Genomic DNA, 19,872 nt, shown 5'->3' with positions numbered 1-19,872 from the left:
GTACTCCATGAAGGAAAGGCGAGGATCATAGAAACAGGCAATCCTTTTGCCGCCTGGGATTCGCCCTAGTTGCCAGCGCGGCAAAGCCGTTTTTCGGCACCTGGAATCCGGGGCCCGCCCTGCAGCCGCCGGGGGCGGCAGATAGACTTGCCCCATCGCGCCCGGCAGCCTCATGAAGTGCGGGCGTCTTGCAACAAGGAGTTTCCCCCGGTGTTCTCGTTCTTTGAGCGGCGCGTGCCGCCCTATCCCACGGCCGACCCCTCAGTGCCGCCCACGGGCTTCTTCGCCTTCATGTGGGCCTGCACCCAGGGCATGCGCGGCTGGATCGGCCTGCTCACCATCACCTCGGCACTGCTGGCCCTCTACGAGGCGCTGCTGTTCGCCATCATGGGCCATGTGGTCGACTGGCTGGGCAGCGTCTCGCCCGCCGGCTTCTGGGCCGAGCAGCGCGGCACCGTCTACGCCATAGCCGCCGTGCTGCTGGCCAGCGGCGCGCTGCTGGGCCTGCACACCATGGTGATGCACCAGGTGCTGGCCATCAACTTCCCGATGCGGCTGCGCTGGGTGTTCCACCGGCTGATGCTGGGGCAGAGCATGTCGTTCTATGCGGACGAGTTCGCCGGCCGCATCACCACCAAGATCATGCAGACCGCGCTGTCGGTGCGCGAGGTGGTGTTCATGGTGGTGGACGTGCTGGTCGGCGTCAGCGTCTACATGATCGGCATCCTGGTGCTGGCGGCCAGCTTTGAATGGCGGCTGATGCTGCCGTTCGCGCTGTGGCTCGCCGCCTATGTGGCGGCCTGCTTCTATTTCGTGCCGCGCCTGGGCAAGATCGGCAAGGAGCAGGCCGACGCCCGCTCGATGATGACCGGCCGCGTGACCGACGCCTACACCAACATCGCCACCGTCAAGCTCTTCGCCCACACGCGGCGCGAGGCCGAGTACGCGCGCAACGCGATGGAGGCCTTCAAGACCACCGGCTATGCGCAGATGCGCATGGTGAGCCAGTTCGAGATCGCCAACCACTTCATGATCACGCTGCTGCTGCTCGGCTCCACCGGCACCGCGCTGTACCTGTGGTCGCAGGGCCAGGCCAGCGCCGGCGTGGTGGCGGCGGTGATCGCGATGGCGCTGCGGCTGATGGGCTATTCGCACTGGGTGATGTGGCAGATGACCGGCCTGTTCGAGAACGTGGGCACCATCCAGGACGGCATCAACACCTTGACCAAACCGCGCAGCATCGTCGACGCGGCCGATGCCAGGCCGCTGGCGGTAACACGCGGCCAGATCGAGTTCGACAACGTCAGCTTCGCGTACAAGGCGGGCGGCAAGCCGGTGATCGACCACCTGCAGCTGAGCATTAGCCCCGGCGAGCGCGTGGGCCTGATCGGCCGCTCGGGCGCGGGCAAGTCCACCCTGGTGAACCTGCTGCTGCGCTTTCACGACGTGGCGGCCGGACAGATCCGCATCGACGGCCAGGACATCGCCCACGTCACGCAGGACAGCCTGCGCAGCGCGATCGGCATGGTCACGCAAGACACCTCGCTCCTGCACCGCTCGATGCGCGACAACATCCTCTACGGCCGCCCCGATGCCGGCGAGGACGCCATGCGCCGCGCCGCCGAGCGCGCCGAGGCGGCGGACTTCATCGCCAGCCTGAGCGACCTCAAGGGCCGCACCGGCTATGACGCCCAGGTGGGCGAGCGCGGCGTCAAGCTCTCGGGCGGCCAGCGCCAGCGCGTGGCCATCGCGCGCGTGATGCTCAAGGACGCGCCCATCCTGCTGCTCGACGAAGCCACCAGCGCGCTCGACAGCGAGGTCGAGGCCGCCATCCAGCAAAGCCTGGACAGCCTGATGCAGGGCAAGACGGTGATCGCCATCGCGCACCGTTTGTCCACCATCGCCGCGCTCGACCGCCTGATCGTGCTCGACCAGGGCCGCATCGTCGAGCAAGGCACGCACCAGCAGCTGCTGCAGCAGGGCGGCGTGTACGCGCGCCTGTGGGCGCACCAAAGCGGCGGCTTTCTTGGCGAGGACCTGGGCGAGCGCAGCGTTGCCTGAGGGCAAGGAATGATTCAAGCATCCGCAAACTGCGCGCGCACGCGCCGGTAGGCCTGCCAGAACCTGGCGTCCTGCGACGAGGCGTAGTTGATGCGCATCAGCGTCGAAGGCTTGCGCCCGGCGAAGAACAGCGCGCCGGGGGCGATCAGGTAGTCCTCGTCGAGCAGGCGCTGGGCCAGCACCTCGGTGTCCACGCCGGTATCCACCCAGCCGAACATGCCCGCGGGCTCGGTCACGAAGCGGCAGCCGTGGTGCTGGGCCAGCTGCACGCTGCGCTTGCGCGCCTGCACCAGGTGGCCGCGCACGCGCTCGATGTGGCGGCGCAGCTGGCCATTCTCCAGGCAGATGGCCATGGCGCGCTCCATCAGCGCCGGCGTGGTCAGCGTGGACAGCAGCTTGGTGTCGAGCAGGCGCTCGACCAGGTCGGGCGCCGCGGCCAGGTAGCCCACGCGCCAGTTCGGCGCCAATATCTTGGCAAAGCCGCTCACGTAGATGCTGCGCGACAGCCCGTCGAGCACCGTCAGCCGCGTACTGTGCTCGGGCGCGATGTGGCTGTAGGTGTCGTCCTCCAGCACATGGAAGCCGTGGCTTTGCGCCAGCTGCAGCACCTGGTGCGCGGCGCCCGGGTGCAGGCAGTAGCTGGTGGGGTTGTGCAGCACGCTCACGCTGACGAAGAGCTTGGGCGCATGGGTTTCGCAGTAGCGGCGCATCACGGCCAGATCCGGGCCGCCCTCGCCGCGCGGCACCGGCAGTATCTGCATGCCCAGCAGCGCCAGCCGCGCGAACTCCACCGACCAGCCGGGCTCCTCGACCATCACCGCATCGCCCGCCTTGAGCAGGGTGCGGCAAACGATGTCCAGCCCATGCGTGGCGCCCACCGTGGTCATGATCTGGCGGCTGTCCACCGGCAGGCCCAGGCCCTTGAGGCGCTCGGCCAGCGCCTCGCGCAGGCCCGGGTCGCCCATGGGCGTGCCGTAGTGCAGCGAGATCGCCTGCAGGTCGGCCGGCGAAGACACCACCTTGCGCAGCGCCGAGCCCATGAACTGGTTCTTCAGCCAGTCCTGCGGAAACATGCCGGCGCCCGGCTGCGGCAGGTGCGCGGCCGGGTGCATCATGCCGCGGATCAGCGAGGCCGCATTGATGCGCGCCGAGGCCATGGGCAGCTGCACGGTCATCGCGTCGCGCAGCGATCCGGCGGCCCCGCTTCTGGCAGCTCCGGGCGCGGCGGCCGCGGGCATGCTTTTCTGCACGAAATCGCGCACATAAAAGCCGCGCTGGCGGCGCGACTCGACCAGGCCCTGGGCCTGCAGCAGGTCGTAGGCGGCCACCACGGTATACGGGCTCACGCCCTGCTGCCGGGCGCAGGCGCGCACCGACGGCAGGCGCGAGCCCGCGGGCAGCAGCCGCGAGCGTATGCGCTCGGCGAAGCGGGCGGCGAGCTGTTCGGTCAGGGTCTGGTGGGCATCGCGGGTGAGCATGGCGGCCTTCTGCGTTTGCTGCTGTATTGCCATCGCAACCAATACAGTTGCTGATCGTGAGCCAGCATCTGTACTGGTGATGTAATGGTCTTCTTCGTATATTAACCGACCATGACTGCCGTTGAACTGAGCGCTTTTTTTGTGCTCGCCACCGCGATGAGCTTTACCCCCGGCCCGAACACCACGCTGGCGGCCGCGCTCGCGGCCAACCAGGGCTTTCGGGCTGCCATGCGCTTCGTGTGGGCGGTGCCGGTGGGCTGGGTGGCCCTGCTGCTGCTGTGCGCCAGCGGCGTGGGCGCGCTGGTGATGGCGGCGCCGGTGCTGCGCACCGCGCTCAAGGCGGTGGGCATCGCCTACCTGCTGTGGCTGGCCTTGAGGCTCAGCGGCAGCGGCCGGCTGGCCGACAGCAGCCGCGCCACCGAGCTGGTCGGCTTCTGGCAAGGGGTCGGCCTGCAGTTCGTCAACATCAAGGCCTGGCTGCTGGCGCTGACCATCGTGGCTGGCTGGATTGCCGGGCAGGACAACGCCCTCGCGCGGCTGGCCATCGTGGTGCCGCTGATGGCGGCCTACGCCTTTGCCAGCAATTTCGCCTATGCGTCGGTGGGCGCGCTGCTGCGCCGCTGGCTGTCCCAGGGGCGGCGCCTGCTCTGGTTCAACCGGGTGATGGCAGCATTTCTGATGCTGACGGCACTCTGGATGCTCCGGGCCTAGCCCGGCAAAGATCGATAATCGCGGATTACGCATAGCACAATGCACCCACACCCAAGTGAAGAGGAAGCAATGAACCACTGGACCCTGGCCCAACGCGCCGCCACCATGAACCCATCGGTGATCCGCGAGATCCTGAAAGTCACCGAGAAGCCCGGCATCATCAGCCTGGCGGGCGGCCTGCCCTCGCCCAAGACTTTCCCGATCGACGCGTTCCAGGAAGCCGCGGCCAAGGTACTGTCGCAAGACGGCAGCGCCGCGCTGCAGTACGCGGCCAGCGAAGGCTACGGCCCGCTGCGCGAGGCGATCGCCGGCTTCCTGCCCTGGGATGTGAGCCCCGACCAGATCCTGATCACCACCGGCTCGCAGCAGGGGCTCGACCTCGCCGGCAAGATCCTGCTCGACGAAGGCAGCCGCCTGCTGGTGGAGACGCCCACCTACCTGGGCGCGCTGCAGGCCTTCTCGCCCAACCAGCCCCGCGTGGCCAGCGTGGACAGCGATGACGGCGGCGTGCTCGTCGACGATCTGGACCGCAAGATCGGCGCAGGCGCCGACAAGGCCCGCTTCATCTACCTGCTGCCCAATTTCCAGAACCCCACCGGCCGCACCATGGACGACGCCCGCCGCCAGGCCGTGAGCGAGCGCGCCGCCAAGCTGGGCCTGCCCATCCTCGAAGACAACCCCTATGGCGACCTGTGGTACGACGAGGAGCCCGCCAAGCCGCTGACCGCGCGCAACCCCGACGGCGGCCTGTACCTGGGCTCGTTCTCGAAGGTGCTGGCGCCCGGCCTGCGCCTGGGCTACATCGTCGCGCCCAAGCACATCTACCCCAAGCTGCTGCAGGCCAAGCAGGCGGCCGACCTGCACACCCCGAGCTTCAACCAGCGCATGGTGGCCGAGGTGCTGAAGGATGGCTTCCTGGACCGCCACGTGCCCACCATCCGCGCGCTGTACAAGAAGCAGCGCGATGCCATGCTGGCCGCGCTGGAAAAGCACTTCGCCGGCATGGACGTGCGCTGGACCAAGCCTGTTGGCGGCATGTTCCTGTGGCTGCGCATGCCCGAGGGCATCGACACCGTGAAGATGCTGCCCGACGCGGTCGAGCGCAACGTGGCCTATGTGCCCGGCGCCGCCTTCTACGCCAGCAACCCCGACACCCGCACCATGCGCCTGTCGTACGTGACCGCGTCCGAGCAGCAGATCGAGACCGCGATCGCCGCGCTGGCCGCCACCGTGCGCGAGCAGCTGGGCCGCAGGTAAGCACCGGCGCCGCGGCGCCATCGAGAACGCTCCACCGCCTGCGGGGCGCTGGAGCGTTTTTTATTGAATGAAGGAGTCGCCATGTTGACCATCTGGGGACGTTTGTCGTCGATCAATGTGCGCAAGGTCGTGTGGTGCGCGCGCGAGCTGGGCCTCGCCTTCGAGCGCATCGAGGCCGGCGGTACGTTCGGCGGCACCCGCACCGCCGACTACCTGGCGCTGAACCCGAATGCGCTGGTGCCCGCCATCCGCGACGGCGAAGGCCCGTTCGTGGTGCGGCTGTGGGAGTCGAACGTGATCGTGCGCTACCTGTGCGCGCGCTACTCGCCCGGCCAGCTCTACCCGGCGCCGCTGGCCACGCGCTTCGATGCCGAGCGCTGGATGGACTGGCAGCAGACCACGCTCAACCCGGCCGGCCGCGATGCCTTCCTGCAACTGGTGCGCACCGCGCCCGGGCAGCGCGACGCCGCCCGCCTGCAAGCCTCGGTGGCCGCCACCGAGCCGCTGATGGCGCTGCTCGACGCCCACCTGGCCGAGCGCGCCTTCATGCTGGGCGATGCCTTCGGCATGGCCGACATACCGCTGGCCTGCGAGGCGCACCGCTGGTTCGGCCTGCCCGCCGCGCACTACCAGCGCCCGCGCTGGCCCCACCTGGAGCGCTGGTTCGCCAGCCTGCAGGCGCGCCCGGCCGCCCAGGGCATCCTGGACATGGCATTGAGCTGAAGCATCCGCCAGCACTTGCCGCACAAACACCACCAGCCGCCAGAACCCAAGCCACCGGAGCCCGCCATGCGCCCACGCCGCTTCATGCAGGTCGACGTTTTCTCGCCCACGCCCTACCAGGGCAACCCGCTCGCGGTGGTGCTCGACGGCGAAGGCCTGGGCGACGCGCAGATGCAGGACTTCTCCCGCTGGACCAACCTGTCGGAAACCACCTTCCTGCTGCCGCCCACCGTGCCCGGGGCCGACTACCGGGTGCGCATCTTCACGCCCAGCAACGAGCTGCCCTTCGCCGGCCATCCCACGCTGGGCAGCTGCCACGCCTGGCTGGCGGCGGGCGGCAAGCCGGCCCGCGCCGGCCGCGTGGTGCAGCAATGCGCCAAGGGCCTGGTGGCACTGCAGCCGCTGGCGGCGAAGCCAAGCCTCTGGAGCTTTGCCGCGCCCGCCACCCGGCGCCAGCCCATCAGCGAGACCCAGCTGTTGCCCGTGCTGCAGGCGCTGCAGCTGCCGCGCGAGGCGGTGCTGGCCTGCCAGCAGCTGGACAACGGCCCCAACTTCTGGGCCCTGCTGCTGCGCGATGCCGACAGCGTGTTCGCCGCCCAGCCCGACTTTGCCGCGCTGTACGCCATGCGGGTCGAGGTGGGCCTGGCGGCCATCTACCCGCGCCCGCCGGCGGCGGGCCTGATCGCGCGCTCCAGCCGCGAGGCCCGGGCCTTCATGCAGTCCCCGCCGCCGGCCGGCGCGCAGGAGGCCGAGCCCGACATCGAGGTGCGCGCCTTCTTCAACGCCACCACCGTTGCCTGCGAGGACCCGATCACCGGCAGTTTCAACGCCAGCCTGGCCCAATGGCTGATCGACGCGGGCCACCTCCAGGCGCCCTACCTCGCCAGCCAGGGCGTGGCCCTGGGGCGCCAGGGGCTGGTGCATATCGAGCAGGACGCATCGGGCCAGGTCTGGGTCGGCGGCCAGGTGTCGCTGTGCATCCAAGGAGAAGTGACGCTATGAGCACGACCGTCCCCACCCTGCCCGGCCTGGCCGACATCGAGGCCGCCGCGCACACCGTCTACCAGGACTTCGCCGCCACACCGCAGTACCGCTGGGGGCAGCTCAGCGAGCGCCTGGGCACCGATTGCTGGCTCAAGCACGAGAACCACACGCCGGTGGGCGCCTTCAAGATCCGCGGCGGGCTGAGCTATTTCGCGCAGCTCGCGGCGCGCAACGCGCTGCCGCACGAGGTGATCAGCGCCACGCGCGGCAACCATGGCCAGAGCATCGCCTGGGCCGCGCGCCGCCACGGCGTGCGCTGCACCATCGTCGTGCCGCACGGCAACTCCACCGAGAAGAACGCCGCGATGCGCGCGCTGGGCGCCGAGCTCATCGAGCACGGCGACGACTTCCAGGCCGCGCGCGAACACGCCATGCAACTGGCCGGCGAGCGCGGCGCGCACATGGTGCCCAGCTACCACGCGGACCTGGTGCGCGGCGTGGCCACCTACTGGTGGGAGTTCCTGCGCGCCGTGCCACGCATGGACGTGGCCTACGTGCCCATAGGCATGGGCTCGGGTGCCTGCGCGGCGATAGCCGCCAAGCTGGCGCTGGGGCACCCGGTGCGCATCGTCGGCGTGGTCAGCAGCCATGCCACCACCTACCGCGACTCGCTGGTCGCCGGCCGCGTGGTGGAGGCCCCCGCCAGCACCCAAATCGCCGATGGCCTGGCGGTGCGCCAGGCCGATGCCGGCGCGCTCGCGGTGCTGCGGCGGCACCTGGAGCGCATCGTGGCCGTGGACGACGCCGCGGTGGGCCAGGCCATGCGCCTGCTGTTCACCGACACCCACAATACCGCCGAAGGCGCGGGCGCCGCCGCGCTTGCCGCCGCGCTGCAGGAGCGCGCCGCCCTGCAGGGCCAGGTGGTCGGCCTGCCGCTGACCGGCGGCAATGTGGATGCGGCAGTCTTTGCCCGCGTGCTGCAGGGCGCGGCAGGCTGAGCATCAGTACCGGTCGGTCGGCAGGGGGTGGACTCGGGCGAGCAGGCTCGGCCACCGGGCTCGATCTAGGGCCGAGCCGCCCCCGGCGCCCAGGCCAGCTGCAGCAGCTCGGCCAGCAGCTCGGCCAGCCCCCGGGCGGCCGCATCCACCAGGGCCGCGCCCTTCTCGGCCGTGGCCGCGGCCGCGTTGCCAACCGCGCCGCAGGGGTTGTAGTCCTCGATCGCCCAGCCCATCTTGGCGCTCTTGCCGTTGCCCAGGATCGCGAAGCGCGCCGCGCGGTCCTGCGAGCTGGAGTGAAAGCACCCCGCATGCGCCATCTGCACCTGCTGCGGCGCGAGGTGCAGCATCATCGAGGTCTCGATCTCGCCGCCGTGGATGCCGAAGCGGTGCTCTTCGGCGCTGAACAGGCCAGTGACCTCGGGCGGCAGCGGCAGGCTGCCCCAGCTGCTGCCGTAGACCAGCAGCCCGTGGCGCATGCGCAGCTCGCGCGCGACGATGTCCATCACGCTGACCTGGCCGCCATGGGCATTGAACAGCAGCAGCTTGCGGATGCCGGCGCGCGCCACGGCTTCGCCCAGCGCGCTCCACAGCTCGATGATGAGCGCGGGCGGCAGGCTGATGGTGCCGGGAAAGCTCAGGTGCTCGGTGCTCAGGCCCACGGCCTGCGTGGGCAGCGCCAGCACCGGCGCATCGGGCGGCAGCAGCGGCAGCGCCGCGCGCACGATGCCGTCGACCAGCGTCGCATCCACCGACACCGGCAGGTGCGGCCCGTGCTGCTCGATGGCCGCCACCGGCAGCACCGCCAGGCTGCGCGCGGCCAGGCCCGAGGCCTGGCCCGCGGCGAACTCGCGGGTGCTGATGTCCTGCCACCAGCGCGAAGACCAGGCGCTGGCGTTCATCTATTGCTGCTGTTGCTGTTGTTGCTGCGCCTCGCGGTCGCTCCACAGCCGGCCGCCGGTGGCCCAGTCGTGGCGCGGCACGTCGAAGAACAGGATGTCCACGCCATCGGGCGAGCCGCCCAGCGTGCGCACGGTGGCTTCGGTCAGGGCCTGGGCGAGCGCGCGCTTTTGCTCCACGGTACGGCCTTCGAACAGTTCTACGCGAATGGTTGGCATGCAGGTTCTCCGTTTCAAAAATTCAGTTGCGGTAGTCGGGGGATGCGCGCTCGAGCCGGCGCAGCAGCGCCGGCCATTCCAGGTCACCGTCCCATTCGCTGCCATCGCCCACCCACTGGCGGTAGGTCAGCGCGGCCAGCTCGGGCGAGGCGAGCAGCAGCTGGCCGCCGGTGGCCGCCATGGCGCGCAGCTGTGCCTGGGCGGCGCGCTCGAGTAGGTGCATCAGCATCCAGGCCTCGGCCACGCTGCGGCCCACCACCAGCGGACCGTGGTTTTCCAGCAACAGCCCGTCGAGGCAGCCCAGCGCGGCCACCAGGCGGCGTTGTTCGTCCTGCCCCAGCGCCAGCCCTTCGTAGGCATGGCGCCCCAGCCGGCCATACAGCCGCATCGCCCATTGCGAGGTCGGCTGCAAGCCCTGCGGCAGCATGGCCAGCGCCACGCCCCAGGGCGTGTGCAGGTGGATCACGCATTCCACCTCGGGGCGCGCCGCATGCACGGCACCGTGGATGGCGAAGCCGCTGGGGTTGACCCGGGCGCCCGAGCCGTCGACCACCTGCCCCGCGACATTGACCTTGACCAGCGACGAGGCGGTGATCTCGTCGAAGCTCGCGCCGAAGGGATTGATCAGGTAATGCCCGGGCTCGCCGGGCACGCTGGCCGACAGGTGGGTGTAGATGGTGTCGTCCCAGCCGTTCGCGGCGGCCATGCGGTACGCGGCGGCCAGGTCGGTGCGCACCTGGCGCTCGGTGCGCGGCGGTCGTTCGGGGCGGGAGGCGGTCATGGCGGATCGGCTGAGGCAAGCAAGGGGTTTGCCGCGATTCTGACATGGCCGGCAGCGCGCAGGCCGGCATTTCAGTTATCCGCAGCGCCGCCGCCTACAAGCATTGTTGAATTTTTCCGAGTAATTTAGCCCAGCTATTGGAAACCGGTTTCTTTAAAATCGAGCCTGAGTTTTTCGCAAGGAAAGTCCGTCATGTCCATCTCCCGCCGCCGCCATTCCAGCGCCCAGTCGCTGGCCGCCAAGAGTCTGGAGCTCTCCTGGGCCGCGCCCCAGGTAGTGGCCCAGCGGGTCAGCCGCATGATGGCGGCAGGCGCCAGCCCGTCGGCGCGCGACCAGCAGGAATTCATGCGCATGGGCAACGAGAAGGTGGTGGCCTTCTACGAATCCTGGGCCGCGATGTGGGGCCAGGCGATGACCTCGTACTGGCAAACCGCCGCCAAGATGAGCTTCGCCCCCCTGATGGCGCCCACGCTGCAGAACCCGTTCGCGCCGTTCGCGCTGGGCTCGGCCTCGCAGAAGCTGGCCAAGCAGCAGATGCGCGCGGTCACCGAGGTGCTGCATGCCGGCCTGTCGCCGGTGCATGCCAAGGCGGTGAGCAATGCCAAGCGCCTGTCGCGCAGCGGTTCGCGCGAGCATAGCTAAAAAAGATAGCTGCTAGCGCTTTATGGACAGGCGCTAGCTGCCTTTTTCATCCTTTTCGCTGCGCTGCAGCGCCCACATGCGCGCATAGCGGCCGTCCTGCGCGAGCAGCTGCGCATGGGTGCCGCGCTCGACGATGCGGCCCGCGTCCATCACCAGGATCTCGTGCGCATCGACGACGGTGGACAGCCGGTGCGCGATCACCAGCGTGGTCTTGCCGGCGGCGGCGCTGCGCAGCTCGCGCTGGATGGCGCGTTCATTGGCCGAATCGAGCGCCGAGGTGGCCTCGTCGAAGATCAGGATGGGCGGGTTCTTGAGCAGGGTGCGGGCGATGGCCACGCGCTGCTTCTCGCCGCCCGAGAGCTTGAGCCCGCGCTCGCCCACGCGGGTGGCGTAGCCACCGGGCGTGGCCATCACCATGTCGTGGATGCGCGCGGCCTGCGCGGCCGCCACCACCTCGGCATGCGATGCGCCGGGGCGGCCGTAGGCGATGTTGTATTCCACCGTGTCGTTGAACAGCACCGTGTCCTGCGGCACGATGCCGATGGCCTGGCGCAGGCTGTGCTGGGTGAGGCCGCGGATGTCCTGACCGGCGATGGTGATGCGCCCCTGCTGCACATCGTAGAAGCGGAACAGCAGCCGCGCCAGCGTGGACTTGCCCGCGCCCGACGGGCCGACCACCGCGACGGTCTTGCCCGCCGGAATGGCCAAGGACACGCCCTGCAGGATGGGCCGCGCCGGGTCATAGGCAAAGTGCACGTCCTCGAAGCGCACCTCCGGCTCGCCCCGCAGCGCCAGCGGCAGCGCGCCGGGCGCGTCGGCGATCTCGCGCTCGGTGTCCATCAGCGTGAACATGCGGTCCAGGTCGGTCAGGCTCTGGCGGATCTCGCGGTACAGCGTGCCCAGGAAGTTCAGCGGCAGGTAGAGCTGGATCATGAAGGCGTTGACCATCACCAGGTCACCGAGCGTGAGCTGGCCGGCCACCACGCCCTGGGTCGCGCGCCACAGCATGGCCACCAGCGCCAGCGCGATGATGAGCTGCTGGCCGCTGTTGAGCAGGCTCAGGCTGCTCTGGCTCTTGAGGCGGGCCAGGCGCAGGCGCTCCAGGTCTTCGTCGTAGCGCCGGGCCTCGAAGGCCTCGTTGTTGAAGTACTTGACGGTTTCGTAGTTCAGCAGCGAATCGATGGCCTTGGAATGGGCCGACGAATCGAGCACGTTCGCCTCGCGCCGAAAGCGCGTGCGCCACTGCGTGACCGATACGGTGAAGCCGATGTAGACCACCAGCGCGGCGCCGGTGATGAGCGCGAACCACAGGTCGTAGCGCACGGCCAGGATGCCGAGCACCAGCGCCAGCTCGATCAGCGTGGGGATGATGCTGTAGAGCGAGAAGGAGATCAGCGACTCCACGCCGCGCACGCCGCGCTCGATGTCGCGCGTCATGCCGCCGGTCTGGCGCTCCAGGTGAAAGCGCAGGCTCATGCCGTGCAGGTGCTCGAAGGTCTGCAGCGCGATGCTGCGCGCCGCGCCCTGCGTGGCCTTGGCGAACACCAGCTCGCGCAGCTCCGAGCACAGCGAAGTCACCAGGCGCAGCCCGCCATAGGCCAGCAGCAGGCCGGCGGGCACCAGCAGCAGCGCCTTCGGGCTGCCGGCCGGTATGCCGAGCGCATCGACGATGCGCCCCAGCAGCACCGGCACGCCCACGTTGGCGAGCTTGGCGCCCACCATGAACAGCAGCGCCGCGATGACGCGCCACTTGTACTGCCAGAGATAGGGCAGCAGGCGCTTCAAGGCCGCGCCGTCGCGCGAAGGGGCTGCCATGGCGGGGGTGGCGGGCATGGCGTCGGGAAAGCGTCGCATCGGGGACAATGGTGGTTTTGCAAGAACTCTGCCATTGTGCCCCCCATAACCATGCATAGCCCCCGAATCACCTCCGCCGAACTGCCCGCCGACAAGGAGCTGGTGCTGCGCGTCATCCCCATGCCCGGCGACTGCAATGCCAACGGCGACATCTTCGGCGGCTGGGTGATGTCGCAGTTCGACCTGGCCGGCGCGGTGCTGCCGGCGCGCCATGCCAGCGGCAGGATCGCCACGGTTGCGGTGAAGGAGTTCGTCTTCAGGCAGCCGGTGCGCGTGGGCGACATCGTCTCGTTCTACGCCAAGCTCGCGCGCGTGGGAACCAGCTCGATGACCGTGGAAGTCGAGGCGATTGCCGAGCGCCTGTCCATGCCCGGCGAATACGTGCTGGTGACGCAGGCCACCGCCACCTACGTGGCCATCGACGACTACGGCCAGCCGCGCAAGGTGCCGCCGCTCAACTGCGGCGCCTGAGCATCAGTCCACCTTGGCCCCGGTGGCCTTGACCACCTTGGCCCAGCGCACGATCTCGCTGTCGATGTGCGACTGCAGCGCCTGCGGCGTGGAGCCGACCGGGTCATAGCCGCCGGCGGCCATCTGCGCTTGCATCGCGGGCTGCTTGAGCGCGGCGGCGATCTCCTCGCTGAGTTTTTGCCGGATGGCCAGCGGCGTTGCCGCCGGCGCGATGATGGCGTACCAGCCCGTGACGTCGAAGCCGGCGACGCCCTGCTCCTGGATGGTCGGCACCTCGGGCGCCAGCGCCGAGCGCTGGGGGCTGGTCACCGCCAGCGCATGCATGCGGCCGTTGCGGATATGCGGCATCGAGGTGGAGATGCTGTCGAAGGTGAGGTCGATGTCGCCCGCCAGCATGGCGTTGACCACGCCGGCGCTGCCCCGAGAACCTGTTAGCGGCCTCTACGCTGCCGCGTTGGTTCGCAATCGGGATGAGTGCGAGTCGATGTGGCGCAGCATGCACTAGTGTGCATGCAAGGCGCAGCGCGAAGCAATCGCCCGATTGCGCCCCAACCCGGAGGGCCAGGGCCTTTGCGGGCGGTCTGCTGCGTTGCGAATCCTCGCCATAGCTGGGCTATGGCTGCGGTATCGCGCCTTGCGTCCCATCCCGCAAAGGCAATGGCGCGGCACCGTAGAGACCGCTAACAGGTTCTTGAAGGTACGTGGGTCATCTGGATGCCGGCCATGCTGCTGAAATACTCGGCCGCCAGGTGCCCGGTGTTGCCGTTGCCCGCCGAGCCGAAGGTGAGCTTGCCCGGCGCCGCCTTGGCCGCCTGGATCAGCTCGGGGATGTTCCTGGCCGGCAGCTTGGCGCTGCCCGCCACCACCATGGGCAGCGTCGCCACCAGCGAGACGGGCGCGAAGTCCTTGCGCGTGTCGTAGGGCAGCTTGGGGTACAGGCTGTCGTTGATCGCATGCGCAGCCAGCACCATCAGGAAGGTATAGCCGTCGGGCCTGGCCCGCGCCAGGTACTGCGAGGCCAGCGTGCCGCCCGCGCCGGGCTTGTACTCCAGGGCCTGCCCGCCCCCAGAATGGGAGCTGCGTTGCCCCGCCGTGGGGATGGATGCGCGAAGCTTGGTATTCCCAATAGCCGCAGCTATTGGGGATGCCGAGCGACAAAGCAGGCGCCCCAGGGCGGGGCAACCCGAAGGGAAGGACGAATGCCGGGTGCATCGCGTTGTTACGGCACCCAACCAATAGCTACGGCTATTGGCTGGGCACCGCGCCTAGCGCTGCATCCCGGCATTCATCCTTCGCACTCCCATTCTGGGGGCGGGCAGGCCCTACACTGATTGCTTGAGCTGCTGCTGCAGCTGCAGCGCCAGCGGGCGGCCCAGCAGGTCGGCGCTGCCGCCCGGCGGGTACGGGATCACCAGCTGGATCGGCTTGTCGGGCCAGTCCGCGGCCTGGGCCGTGGGGGCCAGCACGGCGGCGCCGGCCAGCGCCAGGCAGGAAAGCAGCGCACGGCGCAAGTGGGATGGGTACATGGAAAGGCCTCCTGGATTCTGGTGGATGGATGGGGGGTCATTCGAGCGACAGCCCGGCCGCTTTCACGATCTGCGCCCAGCTTTTGCGCTCTTGCGCGATGAAGGCGTCGTACTCGGCGGGCGTCTCGCCGCCGGGCACGCCGCCCAGGTCGGCAAAGCGCTGGCGCAGCTCGGGCGTGAGCATGGCCTTGCGCGCGGACTGCTGCAGCTGCTCGACCACCGCATCCGGCGTGCCCGCCGGCGCCAGCAGGCCGAACCAGGCGGTCACCTGCATCGGAATGCCGGCCTGGGCCATCGTCGGCACCTCGGGCAGCTGCGCGGCGCGGTCCTTGCTGGTGATGGCCAGCGCGCGGAACTTGCCCGACTTGATGTGCGGCATGGAGCTGGGCAGGTTGTCGATCATGAAGTCCACCTGCGAGCCAAGCAGCGCGGTCACCGCGGGCGCGGCGCCGCTGTGCGGCACCAGGGTCACGTCGATGTCCGCCTTCTGGCGGAACATCTCGGTGGACATGTGCGGCGACTGGCCTACGCCGGAGGTGGCCGCGGTCAGCGGCCGCGTCTTCGCCAGCGCCACCAACTCCGCCACGCTCTTGACCGGCGAGTTCGCATTCACCACCAGGATGTTGGGCACCGAGATCACGTTGGTGATGCCGCGCAGGTCGCTCTCCTTGTAGCTCAGGTGCTTGTAGAGGCTGAAGTTGATCGCCACCGGGCCGATGTTGCCCATCAGCAGGGTATAGCCGTCAGGCTTGGCCCGCGCCACCAGCGAGGTGCCGATGCTGCCGCCGCCACCGCCCTTGTTCTCGACCACAATGGAGGTGCCAAGGTCGCGCCCCATCTTCTCGGCCAGTACGCGCGCCGCGATGTCGGTGGTGCCGCCCGCCGCCGCGGGCACCACCACGGTGATCGGCCGTTCGGGCCACGCGGCCATGGCCGCGGTGGCCACGCCCTGCAGGGCCAGGCATGCGGCCCAGATCATGCGTTTCATGAAGTCTCCTGTTCGAGTCAAAGCAGGCAACACCATACGGGGTCGCCGCCGCCCGGCGCCTAGGGTTAGGCTGTAGAGATGCTTCGTACTTGGAAAACCGGCGCTTCGGCCGCGGTAAAGCGCCTGCTGCCGGTCACGACTCGGCGGTGAAGCCGATCTTCTTGACCAGCGGCCCCCAGTGCTCGGTCTGGGCACGCTGCGACTCGGCCATCTCGGCCGGCGACGAGGCAGCGGCGATCAGCCCCATCTGCCCCAGCGATTCGATCACCGAGGGCTGCTGCAGCGCCTGCCGCATCGCGCCATTGGCGGCCTGCAGCACCGCGGCGGGCGTGCGCGCCGGCGCGTAGAAGCCGAACCATTCCTCGCTGCTCAGGCCGGGAAAGCCCTGCTCCGCGAAGGTGGGCACGCCGGGCGTGAACGGCGTGCGGCGCGGCGCCGACGTGGCCAGCAGGCGCAGCTTGCCGGCCTTGTAGTGCGCCAGCAGGTCGCCGGTGGTGGTGAACATCACCGGAATCTGCCCCGCGATCAGGTCGGCTATGCCCGGCACCGCGCCGCGGTAGGGCACCTGCACCAGCGGCAGCCTGGCCTCCATGCCCAGCAGCGCGCCGAGGAAGTGCGAGGTCGAGCCCGGCGCCGGCGATCCGTAGCCGGTGTACTGCGGATGGGCGCGCACCCAGTCCAGGTAGTCGGAGACGGTCTTCACCGCGGCCGGCACCATCGGGCCCACGGCCATGGCCTGCGAGGTGGTCGCGGCGATTCCCACCGGGGCGAAGTCGGCCACCGGGTCGTAGCCCAGCTTCTTGTAGACGAAGGGGTAGATCACCATGCACGAGTACGGCGTGCACAGCAGCACCTGGCCGTCGGCCGGCGCGCTCTTGGCGGCGATGCAGGCGATCTGGCCACCCGCGCCGGGCCGGTTCTCGACGATGGCGGCAGCGGCAAAGCCGCCGCCCAGCTTCTCGGCGATGCGGCGCGCCACCAGGTCGGTGGTGCCGCCCGGCGCGAAGCCGACGACGACCTTGGTCGCCTTCAGGTGCTGCGCCCGGGCCTGGGGCGCCAGCAGGCTTGCCGAGGCAGCGGCGGCGGCGGTGAGGAAATGGCGGCGAGTGCTCATGTCGGACTCCAGCAAAAAGAACCAAGGAACTTCATCAGGTGGCGCAGTAGCCGCCGTCGACCGGCAGCGTGGCGCCGGTGATGCAGGCGGCCGCCGGCGAGGCCAGGAATTCCACCGCGCAGGCCACGTCGTCGGGCTGCACCGTGCACTGCAGGGGCATGCGCGCGAGGAAGGCGGCCAGCGCCTCGGGATTCGCGCGCAGGCCGGCGGTCATCTCGGTGGCGGTGATGCCGGGCGCCACCGCATTCACCCGCACGCCCTGCGGGCCCAGCTCCAGTGCCAGCGCCTGCGTCAGCTGCTTGACCCCGCCCTTGGACGCGGTATAGGCCACCGAATTGCGCACCGCCACGAAGGCGTGGATGGAGGCGATGTTGACGATGCAGCCGCGGCGCGCGCGCAGCTGCCCGGCAAAGGCGTAGGCGGCGTGAAAGCAGCCGTCCAGGTTCACCCCCATGGTGCGCCGCCAGCGCTGCAGCGCGCCGGCATCGTCGAGGCTGCCACGCAGCAAGACGCCGGCATTGCAGACCAGCACATCGCAGGGGCCGGCCTGCTGCTGCAGCTGCGCGGCAACGCCTTCCATCGCCTGCGCATCGGCCACGTCGGCCGCCAGTCCGATCGCCTCGCCGCCTTGGGCGCACAGCGCCTGCACTGCCTGCTGCAGCCGGGCCGCGTCGAGATCGATCAGCGCCACCCGCGCCTGCGCAGCCGCGAAGCGCCGCGCGATCGCCAGGCCTATGCCCTGGGCCGCGCCCGTGACCGCCACCACCTTGCCGGCGAACGACATGCAGCCCTCAGGCTTGCAGGAAGTCGAGCGTGCGCTGCTGCGCCAGCTGCGCGGCGGCGGCCTCGAAGTGCTCGCCGCCCGGGCGCGCGAAGGCATGGTCGCAGCCGGGATAGACATGCGCCGGCATGCGCTCTTGCCGCGCCGCATGCGCCAGGATGGTGGCGCGCGCCTCGGGCGGCACGAACACGTCGCGCTCGGCGATGTGCAGCAGGCAGGGCGCCATGCCGGTGCGCTGCGCAGGGATCAGTCCTTCGAGGCCGACGCCGTAGTAGCTCACCGCGGCCGCGATCGGCGTGGACATGGCCATCATCACCGCCAGGCGGCCGCCCAGGCAGTAGCCCAGCGCGCCCACGGCATCGCCCCGGCCCTGCTGCACGAACCACTGGCGCGCCGCGTCGAGATCGCGCACCGCGCGCTCCTGGTCCATGGCCTGCATCAGCGCCACGCCTTGCTGGAACTGCCCGGGCTGCGCCGGGTCGAGCTCGACGCCGGCCTGCTGGCGCGAGAACAGGTCGGGGCACAGCACCTCGAAGCCCAGCTCGGCCCAGGCGGCCGCGGCCGCCCGCATGGCGGCGTTGATGCCGAAGATCTCCTGGATCAGCACCAGGGGGCGGGCGGTGCCGAGGCGGCTGGGCACATGCAGCGCAGGCAGCGCGAAGCCGTCGTCGGCGCGCAGGGGGATCATGTTCATTGCGGTCTATCTCCAAAAAAGCTCAGGAAGCGGTACTCGTGAGTTCGATGCTGATCAGCGCCGGGTTGTGGATCGAGCGCACGTACTCGATCAGCGCGCCGTCGCCGGCATACAGCCAGGCCTGCACCTCCAGCCCCGGCGCGCCGGCCGGCAGCCCCAGCACCCGGGCGATGGGCGCGGCCAGCGCACAGGCGCCGATGCGGTGGCGGATGCTGTGCACCTTGACGCCGTAGACGCGCTCGATCAGCTCCAGCACCGAATCGACCTCCTGGTCGAGCAGCGGCGCGATACCGGCATATTTGTTGTCCAGGTAAACCGTGGTCCAGCTCGACAGCTCGCTTTGCCCCTGCAGGTGGCGCACGCCCTCGATCGCCATCCAGTGGCCGGTGGCGCAGGCCATGCCCTGCAGGCCCTCGTCCGGCTCGCCGGCCAGGGTCTGGATGCGGCGCACGCGCAACGCGGTCTGCCCCGCGAGCCGCAGGATGCTGTCGAGCCCATCCATCTGCTGCACGTAGCGCTGGGCCATCTCCTGCGCCACCACCCGGGTGCCCAGGCGGCGCACGCGTTGCACCACGCCGCCCTTTTCCAGAATGTCGAGCGCCTGGCGCAGCGTGATGCGGCTCACACCCAGCAGCTTGGCCAGGTCCAGCTCCTTGGGCAGCACCGCGCCCACGGGCCACTGGCCCTGGCGGATCTGCTCCAGCAGCGCGGCGCAGACCTTGCGGTACAGCGGCTCGTGGGCACGGGGGGGATGGCTGGTGTTCGGCATAGGTTCTAATTTAAATAATAAGATATAACTTAATTCAGCAACATACCCACAAACCCGGAGCCGCAGCAAAAAAGGCATGGCGCTGGGCGCCATGCCTTTTTGGAGACTCGGTGGGCGCCGCGGAGCACGGCGCACTGGCTGGGCCGATGCCCGCGGCTATACGATGCTGGCCGCCTCGGCCTTGTCGGCCGCGGGCCTGCTGCCGGCGGCGCGGCCGCTGGCCGAGCATTCGATCTCGCCGGTGATCTGGCCGCCCTCCTCGATGATGACCTTGCCGTAGCGGATCTTGCCGTGCACGCGGCCCGAGCCAAAGATCACCAGCTTGTCGCGCACCGTCAGGTTGCCCTCGAACTCGCCATGGATTTCGGCGATGTCGATCTCGGCCGAGCCGCGGAACGCGCCCTGCGCGGCGATCTGGATCACGCGCGAATTCATCGTGGCCTCGACCGTGCCCTCCACCACCAGGGTGTCGCAATCGGTGATCTCCACGCCCTTGAGCTTGATGTTGGGCCCGACGGTGAGCTTGCTGCCACTCGACTCGGCGGCCGGCGCCTCGGCGGCCTCGGCGCTCTTGGGGGTGTTGATCGCGCCGCCCAGAACCGAGCTGGCCGACCCGGCGGCTGTGCTGGGCAGGGTGCCGCCCGAGGCCGAAGCCGGGGCAGCGCCCAAAAACTTGGAGGCGCCGGCGTCGCTCTCGCGCCGCCCGCCAAAGAAGGGATTTTGCACAGCCATCGGTTCGTTCTCCTGGGGGGTTAAAAATCGCATGCTAGCCAATCCGCGCCTGGTCACTCTGTCGCATTTGAAAAGGCTGGTAACAAAAGCACCGGCAGAGATCGGCTGCTATCAATATTTTCATTATCAGTACAAAGCACACTTTTGCAAACAAAGGTCATTTCGCCATATCCTGGCGTCTTGCCAAGAAGCA

19 protein-coding genes and 3 pseudogenes are annotated in these 19,872 nt (G+C 69.4%); 8 read left to right on the top strand and 14 right to left on the bottom strand.

The window, feature by feature from the left end; all coding sequences use genetic code 11:
- The first annotated feature begins 210 nt into the window (after positions 1–210).
- Positions 211–2,061 (top strand): ABC transporter ATP-binding protein, encoded by a 1,851-nt coding sequence (locus ACODRX_RS03330; RefSeq protein WP_488869621.1) that lies wholly within the window; start codon positions 211–213, stop codon positions 2,059–2,061.
- A gap of 14 nt (positions 2,062–2,075) precedes the next feature.
- Here ACODRX_RS03330 and ACODRX_RS03325 read toward each other — a convergent pair whose 3' ends face one another.
- Positions 2,076–3,539 carry an aminotransferase-like domain-containing protein gene (locus ACODRX_RS03325; protein WP_488869620.1) on the bottom strand — a complete coding sequence of 488 codons (1,464 nt, stop codon included), beginning with the start codon at positions 3,537–3,539 and terminating at the stop codon, positions 2,076–2,078.
- 111 nt (positions 3,540–3,650) lie between these two features.
- On the opposite strand from ACODRX_RS03325, the gene ACODRX_RS03320 reads away from it, so the two are divergent.
- The 5 genes from ACODRX_RS03320 to ACODRX_RS03300 all read left to right on the top strand — a co-directional run bounded on the left by ACODRX_RS03320 (position 3,651) and on the right by ACODRX_RS03300 (position 8,212).
- Positions 3,651–4,250 carry a LysE family translocator gene (locus ACODRX_RS03320; RefSeq protein ID WP_488869619.1) on the top strand — a complete coding sequence of 200 codons (600 nt, stop codon included), beginning with the start codon at positions 3,651–3,653 and terminating at the stop codon, positions 4,248–4,250.
- 69 nt (positions 4,251–4,319) lie between these two features.
- On the top strand, positions 4,320–5,507 hold the full coding sequence (locus ACODRX_RS03315; protein WP_488869618.1) for an aminotransferase-like domain-containing protein: 1,188 nt from the start codon (positions 4,320–4,322) through the stop codon (positions 5,505–5,507).
- A gap of 81 nt (positions 5,508–5,588) precedes the next feature.
- Positions 5,589–6,230: a glutathione S-transferase gene (locus ACODRX_RS03310; RefSeq protein ID WP_488869617.1), complete on the top strand. Its 642-nt coding sequence runs from the start codon at positions 5,589–5,591 to the stop codon at positions 6,228–6,230.
- A gap of 66 nt (positions 6,231–6,296) precedes the next feature.
- A complete protein-coding gene (locus ACODRX_RS03305; protein WP_488869616.1) occupies positions 6,297–7,232 on the top strand; it encodes a PhzF family phenazine biosynthesis protein in 936 nt (311 codons plus the stop codon).
- A complete protein-coding gene (locus ACODRX_RS03300) occupies positions 7,229–8,212 on the top strand; it encodes a threonine dehydratase (protein ID WP_488869615.1) in 984 nt (327 codons plus the stop codon). The genes ACODRX_RS03305 and ACODRX_RS03300 overlap by 4 nt, the downstream gene beginning before the upstream one ends.
- Positions 8,213–8,277: 65 nt before the next feature.
- Here ACODRX_RS03300 and ACODRX_RS03295 read toward each other — a convergent pair whose 3' ends face one another.
- Genes ACODRX_RS03295 through ACODRX_RS03285 form a run of 3 tightly spaced genes read right to left on the bottom strand, consistent with a single transcriptional unit; the run spans position 8,278 to position 10,108 of the window.
- Positions 8,278–9,111 (bottom strand): creatininase family protein, encoded by an 834-nt coding sequence (locus ACODRX_RS03295; RefSeq protein ID WP_488869614.1) that lies wholly within the window; start codon positions 9,109–9,111, stop codon positions 8,278–8,280.
- Positions 9,112–9,432, bottom strand: coding sequence for a 4-oxalocrotonate tautomerase (locus ACODRX_RS03290; protein WP_488869613.1), 321 nt, complete (start codon positions 9,430–9,432; stop codon positions 9,112–9,114).
- Positions 9,350–10,108, bottom strand: a complete 759-nt coding sequence (locus tag ACODRX_RS03285; protein ID WP_488869612.1) for a class II aldolase/adducin family protein — start codon at positions 10,106–10,108, stop codon at positions 9,350–9,352. Before ACODRX_RS03285 ends, ACODRX_RS03290 begins: the two co-directional genes overlap by 83 nt.
- A gap of 192 nt (positions 10,109–10,300) precedes the next feature.
- Between ACODRX_RS03285 and ACODRX_RS03280 the strand changes: the two genes are divergently transcribed.
- A complete protein-coding gene (locus ACODRX_RS03280) occupies positions 10,301–10,750 on the top strand; it encodes a polyhydroxyalkanoate granule-associated phasin (RefSeq protein WP_488869611.1) in 450 nt (149 codons plus the stop codon).
- 33 nt (positions 10,751–10,783) lie between these two features.
- Here ACODRX_RS03280 and ACODRX_RS03275 read toward each other — a convergent pair whose 3' ends face one another.
- Entirely contained in the window at positions 10,784–12,604 is a 1,821-nt protein-coding gene (locus ACODRX_RS03275; RefSeq protein ID WP_488869610.1) for an ABCB family ABC transporter ATP-binding protein/permease, read from the bottom strand.
- A 51-nt stretch (positions 12,605–12,655) separates the two neighbouring features.
- Here ACODRX_RS03275 and ACODRX_RS03270 point away from each other — a divergent pair, with 51 nt between their 5' ends.
- Positions 12,656–13,075 (top strand): acyl-CoA thioesterase, encoded by a 420-nt coding sequence (locus ACODRX_RS03270; protein ID WP_488869609.1) that lies wholly within the window; start codon positions 12,656–12,658, stop codon positions 13,073–13,075.
- A gap of 3 nt (positions 13,076–13,078) precedes the next feature.
- Here ACODRX_RS03270 and ACODRX_RS03265 read toward each other — a convergent pair.
- The 9 genes and pseudogenes from ACODRX_RS03265 to ACODRX_RS03225 all read right to left on the bottom strand — a co-directional run.
- Positions 13,079–13,498, bottom strand: a pseudogene (locus tag ACODRX_RS03265) (tripartite tricarboxylate transporter substrate-binding protein); the annotation flags it as partial.
- Between the two features lie 275 nt (positions 13,499–13,773).
- Positions 13,774–14,130 (bottom strand): annotated as a pseudogene (locus tag ACODRX_RS03260) (tripartite tricarboxylate transporter substrate-binding protein); the annotation flags it as partial.
- Positions 14,131–14,400: 270 nt separating this feature from the next.
- Positions 14,401–14,601: pseudogene (locus ACODRX_RS03255) on the bottom strand (tripartite tricarboxylate transporter substrate binding protein); the annotation flags it as partial.
- 37 nt (positions 14,602–14,638) lie between these two features.
- Complete coding sequence (locus tag ACODRX_RS03250) at positions 14,639–15,580, bottom strand: Bug family tripartite tricarboxylate transporter substrate binding protein (protein WP_488869702.1); 942 nt, start codon at positions 15,578–15,580, stop codon at positions 14,639–14,641.
- A gap of 142 nt (positions 15,581–15,722) precedes the next feature.
- On the bottom strand, positions 15,723–16,703 hold the full coding sequence (locus ACODRX_RS03245) for a Bug family tripartite tricarboxylate transporter substrate binding protein (protein WP_488869608.1): 981 nt from the start codon (positions 16,701–16,703) through the stop codon (positions 15,723–15,725).
- A 34-nt stretch (positions 16,704–16,737) separates the two neighbouring features.
- A complete protein-coding gene (locus ACODRX_RS03240; RefSeq protein WP_488869607.1) occupies positions 16,738–17,487 on the bottom strand; it encodes an SDR family NAD(P)-dependent oxidoreductase in 750 nt (249 codons plus the stop codon).
- Positions 17,488–17,494: 7 nt separating this feature from the next.
- Entirely contained in the window at positions 17,495–18,178 is a 684-nt protein-coding gene (locus ACODRX_RS03235; protein WP_488869606.1) for a dienelactone hydrolase family protein, read from the bottom strand.
- A gap of 22 nt (positions 18,179–18,200) precedes the next feature.
- Positions 18,201–18,947, bottom strand: a complete 747-nt coding sequence (locus tag ACODRX_RS03230; protein WP_488869605.1) for a GntR family transcriptional regulator — start codon at positions 18,945–18,947, stop codon at positions 18,201–18,203.
- Positions 18,948–19,103: 156 nt separating this feature from the next.
- Positions 19,104–19,679, bottom strand: coding sequence for a bactofilin family protein (locus tag ACODRX_RS03225; RefSeq protein ID WP_488869604.1), 576 nt, complete (start codon positions 19,677–19,679; stop codon positions 19,104–19,106).
- Between the last annotated feature and the right edge of the window lie 193 nt (positions 19,680–19,872).

The sequence above is a fragment of the Comamonas sp. FG99 genome, from assembly GCF_057808605.1.
This window is presented reverse-complemented; position numbering and strand designations above follow the sequence as displayed.

Coding starts and splice junctions, on each gene's coding strand:
- ACODRX_RS03325 (WP_488869620.1), bottom strand. CDS start 3,539: ATGCTCACCCGCGATGCCCACCAGACCCTGACCGAACAGCTCGCCGCC.
- ACODRX_RS03320 (WP_488869619.1), top strand. CDS start 3,651: ATGACTGCCGTTGAACTGAGCGCTTTTTTTGTGCTCGCCACCGCGATG.
- ACODRX_RS03315 (WP_488869618.1), top strand. CDS start 4,320: ATGAACCACTGGACCCTGGCCCAACGCGCCGCCACCATGAACCCATCG.
- ACODRX_RS03310 (WP_488869617.1), top strand. CDS start 5,589: ATGTTGACCATCTGGGGACGTTTGTCGTCGATCAATGTGCGCAAGGTC.
- ACODRX_RS03305 (WP_488869616.1), top strand. CDS start 6,297: ATGCGCCCACGCCGCTTCATGCAGGTCGACGTTTTCTCGCCCACGCCC.
- ACODRX_RS03300 (WP_488869615.1), top strand. CDS start 7,229: ATGAGCACGACCGTCCCCACCCTGCCCGGCCTGGCCGACATCGAGGCC.
- ACODRX_RS03295 (WP_488869614.1), bottom strand. CDS start 9,111: ATGAACGCCAGCGCCTGGTCTTCGCGCTGGTGGCAGGACATCAGCACC.
- ACODRX_RS03290 (WP_488869613.1), bottom strand. CDS start 9,432: ATGGCAGCGAATGGGACGGTGACCTGGAATGGCCGGCGCTGCTGCGCC.
- ACODRX_RS03285 (WP_488869612.1), bottom strand. CDS start 10,108: ATGACCGCCTCCCGCCCCGAACGACCGCCGCGCACCGAGCGCCAGGTG.
- ACODRX_RS03280 (WP_488869611.1), top strand. CDS start 10,301: ATGTCCATCTCCCGCCGCCGCCATTCCAGCGCCCAGTCGCTGGCCGCC.
- ACODRX_RS03275 (WP_488869610.1), bottom strand. CDS start 12,604: ATGCGACGCTTTCCCGACGCCATGCCCGCCACCCCCGCCATGGCAGCC.
- ACODRX_RS03270 (WP_488869609.1), top strand. CDS start 12,656: ATGCATAGCCCCCGAATCACCTCCGCCGAACTGCCCGCCGACAAGGAG.
- ACODRX_RS03250 (WP_488869702.1), bottom strand. CDS start 15,580: ATGATCTGGGCCGCATGCCTGGCCCTGCAGGGCGTGGCCACCGCGGCC.
- ACODRX_RS03245 (WP_488869608.1), bottom strand. CDS start 16,703: ATGAGCACTCGCCGCCATTTCCTCACCGCCGCCGCCGCTGCCTCGGCA.
- ACODRX_RS03240 (WP_488869607.1), bottom strand. CDS start 17,487: ATGTCGTTCGCCGGCAAGGTGGTGGCGGTCACGGGCGCGGCCCAGGGC.
- ACODRX_RS03235 (WP_488869606.1), bottom strand. CDS start 18,178: ATGAACATGATCCCCCTGCGCGCCGACGACGGCTTCGCGCTGCCTGCG.
- ACODRX_RS03230 (WP_488869605.1), bottom strand. CDS start 18,947: ATGCCGAACACCAGCCATCCCCCCCGTGCCCACGAGCCGCTGTACCGC.
- ACODRX_RS03225 (WP_488869604.1), bottom strand. CDS start 19,679: ATGGCTGTGCAAAATCCCTTCTTTGGCGGGCGGCGCGAGAGCGACGCC.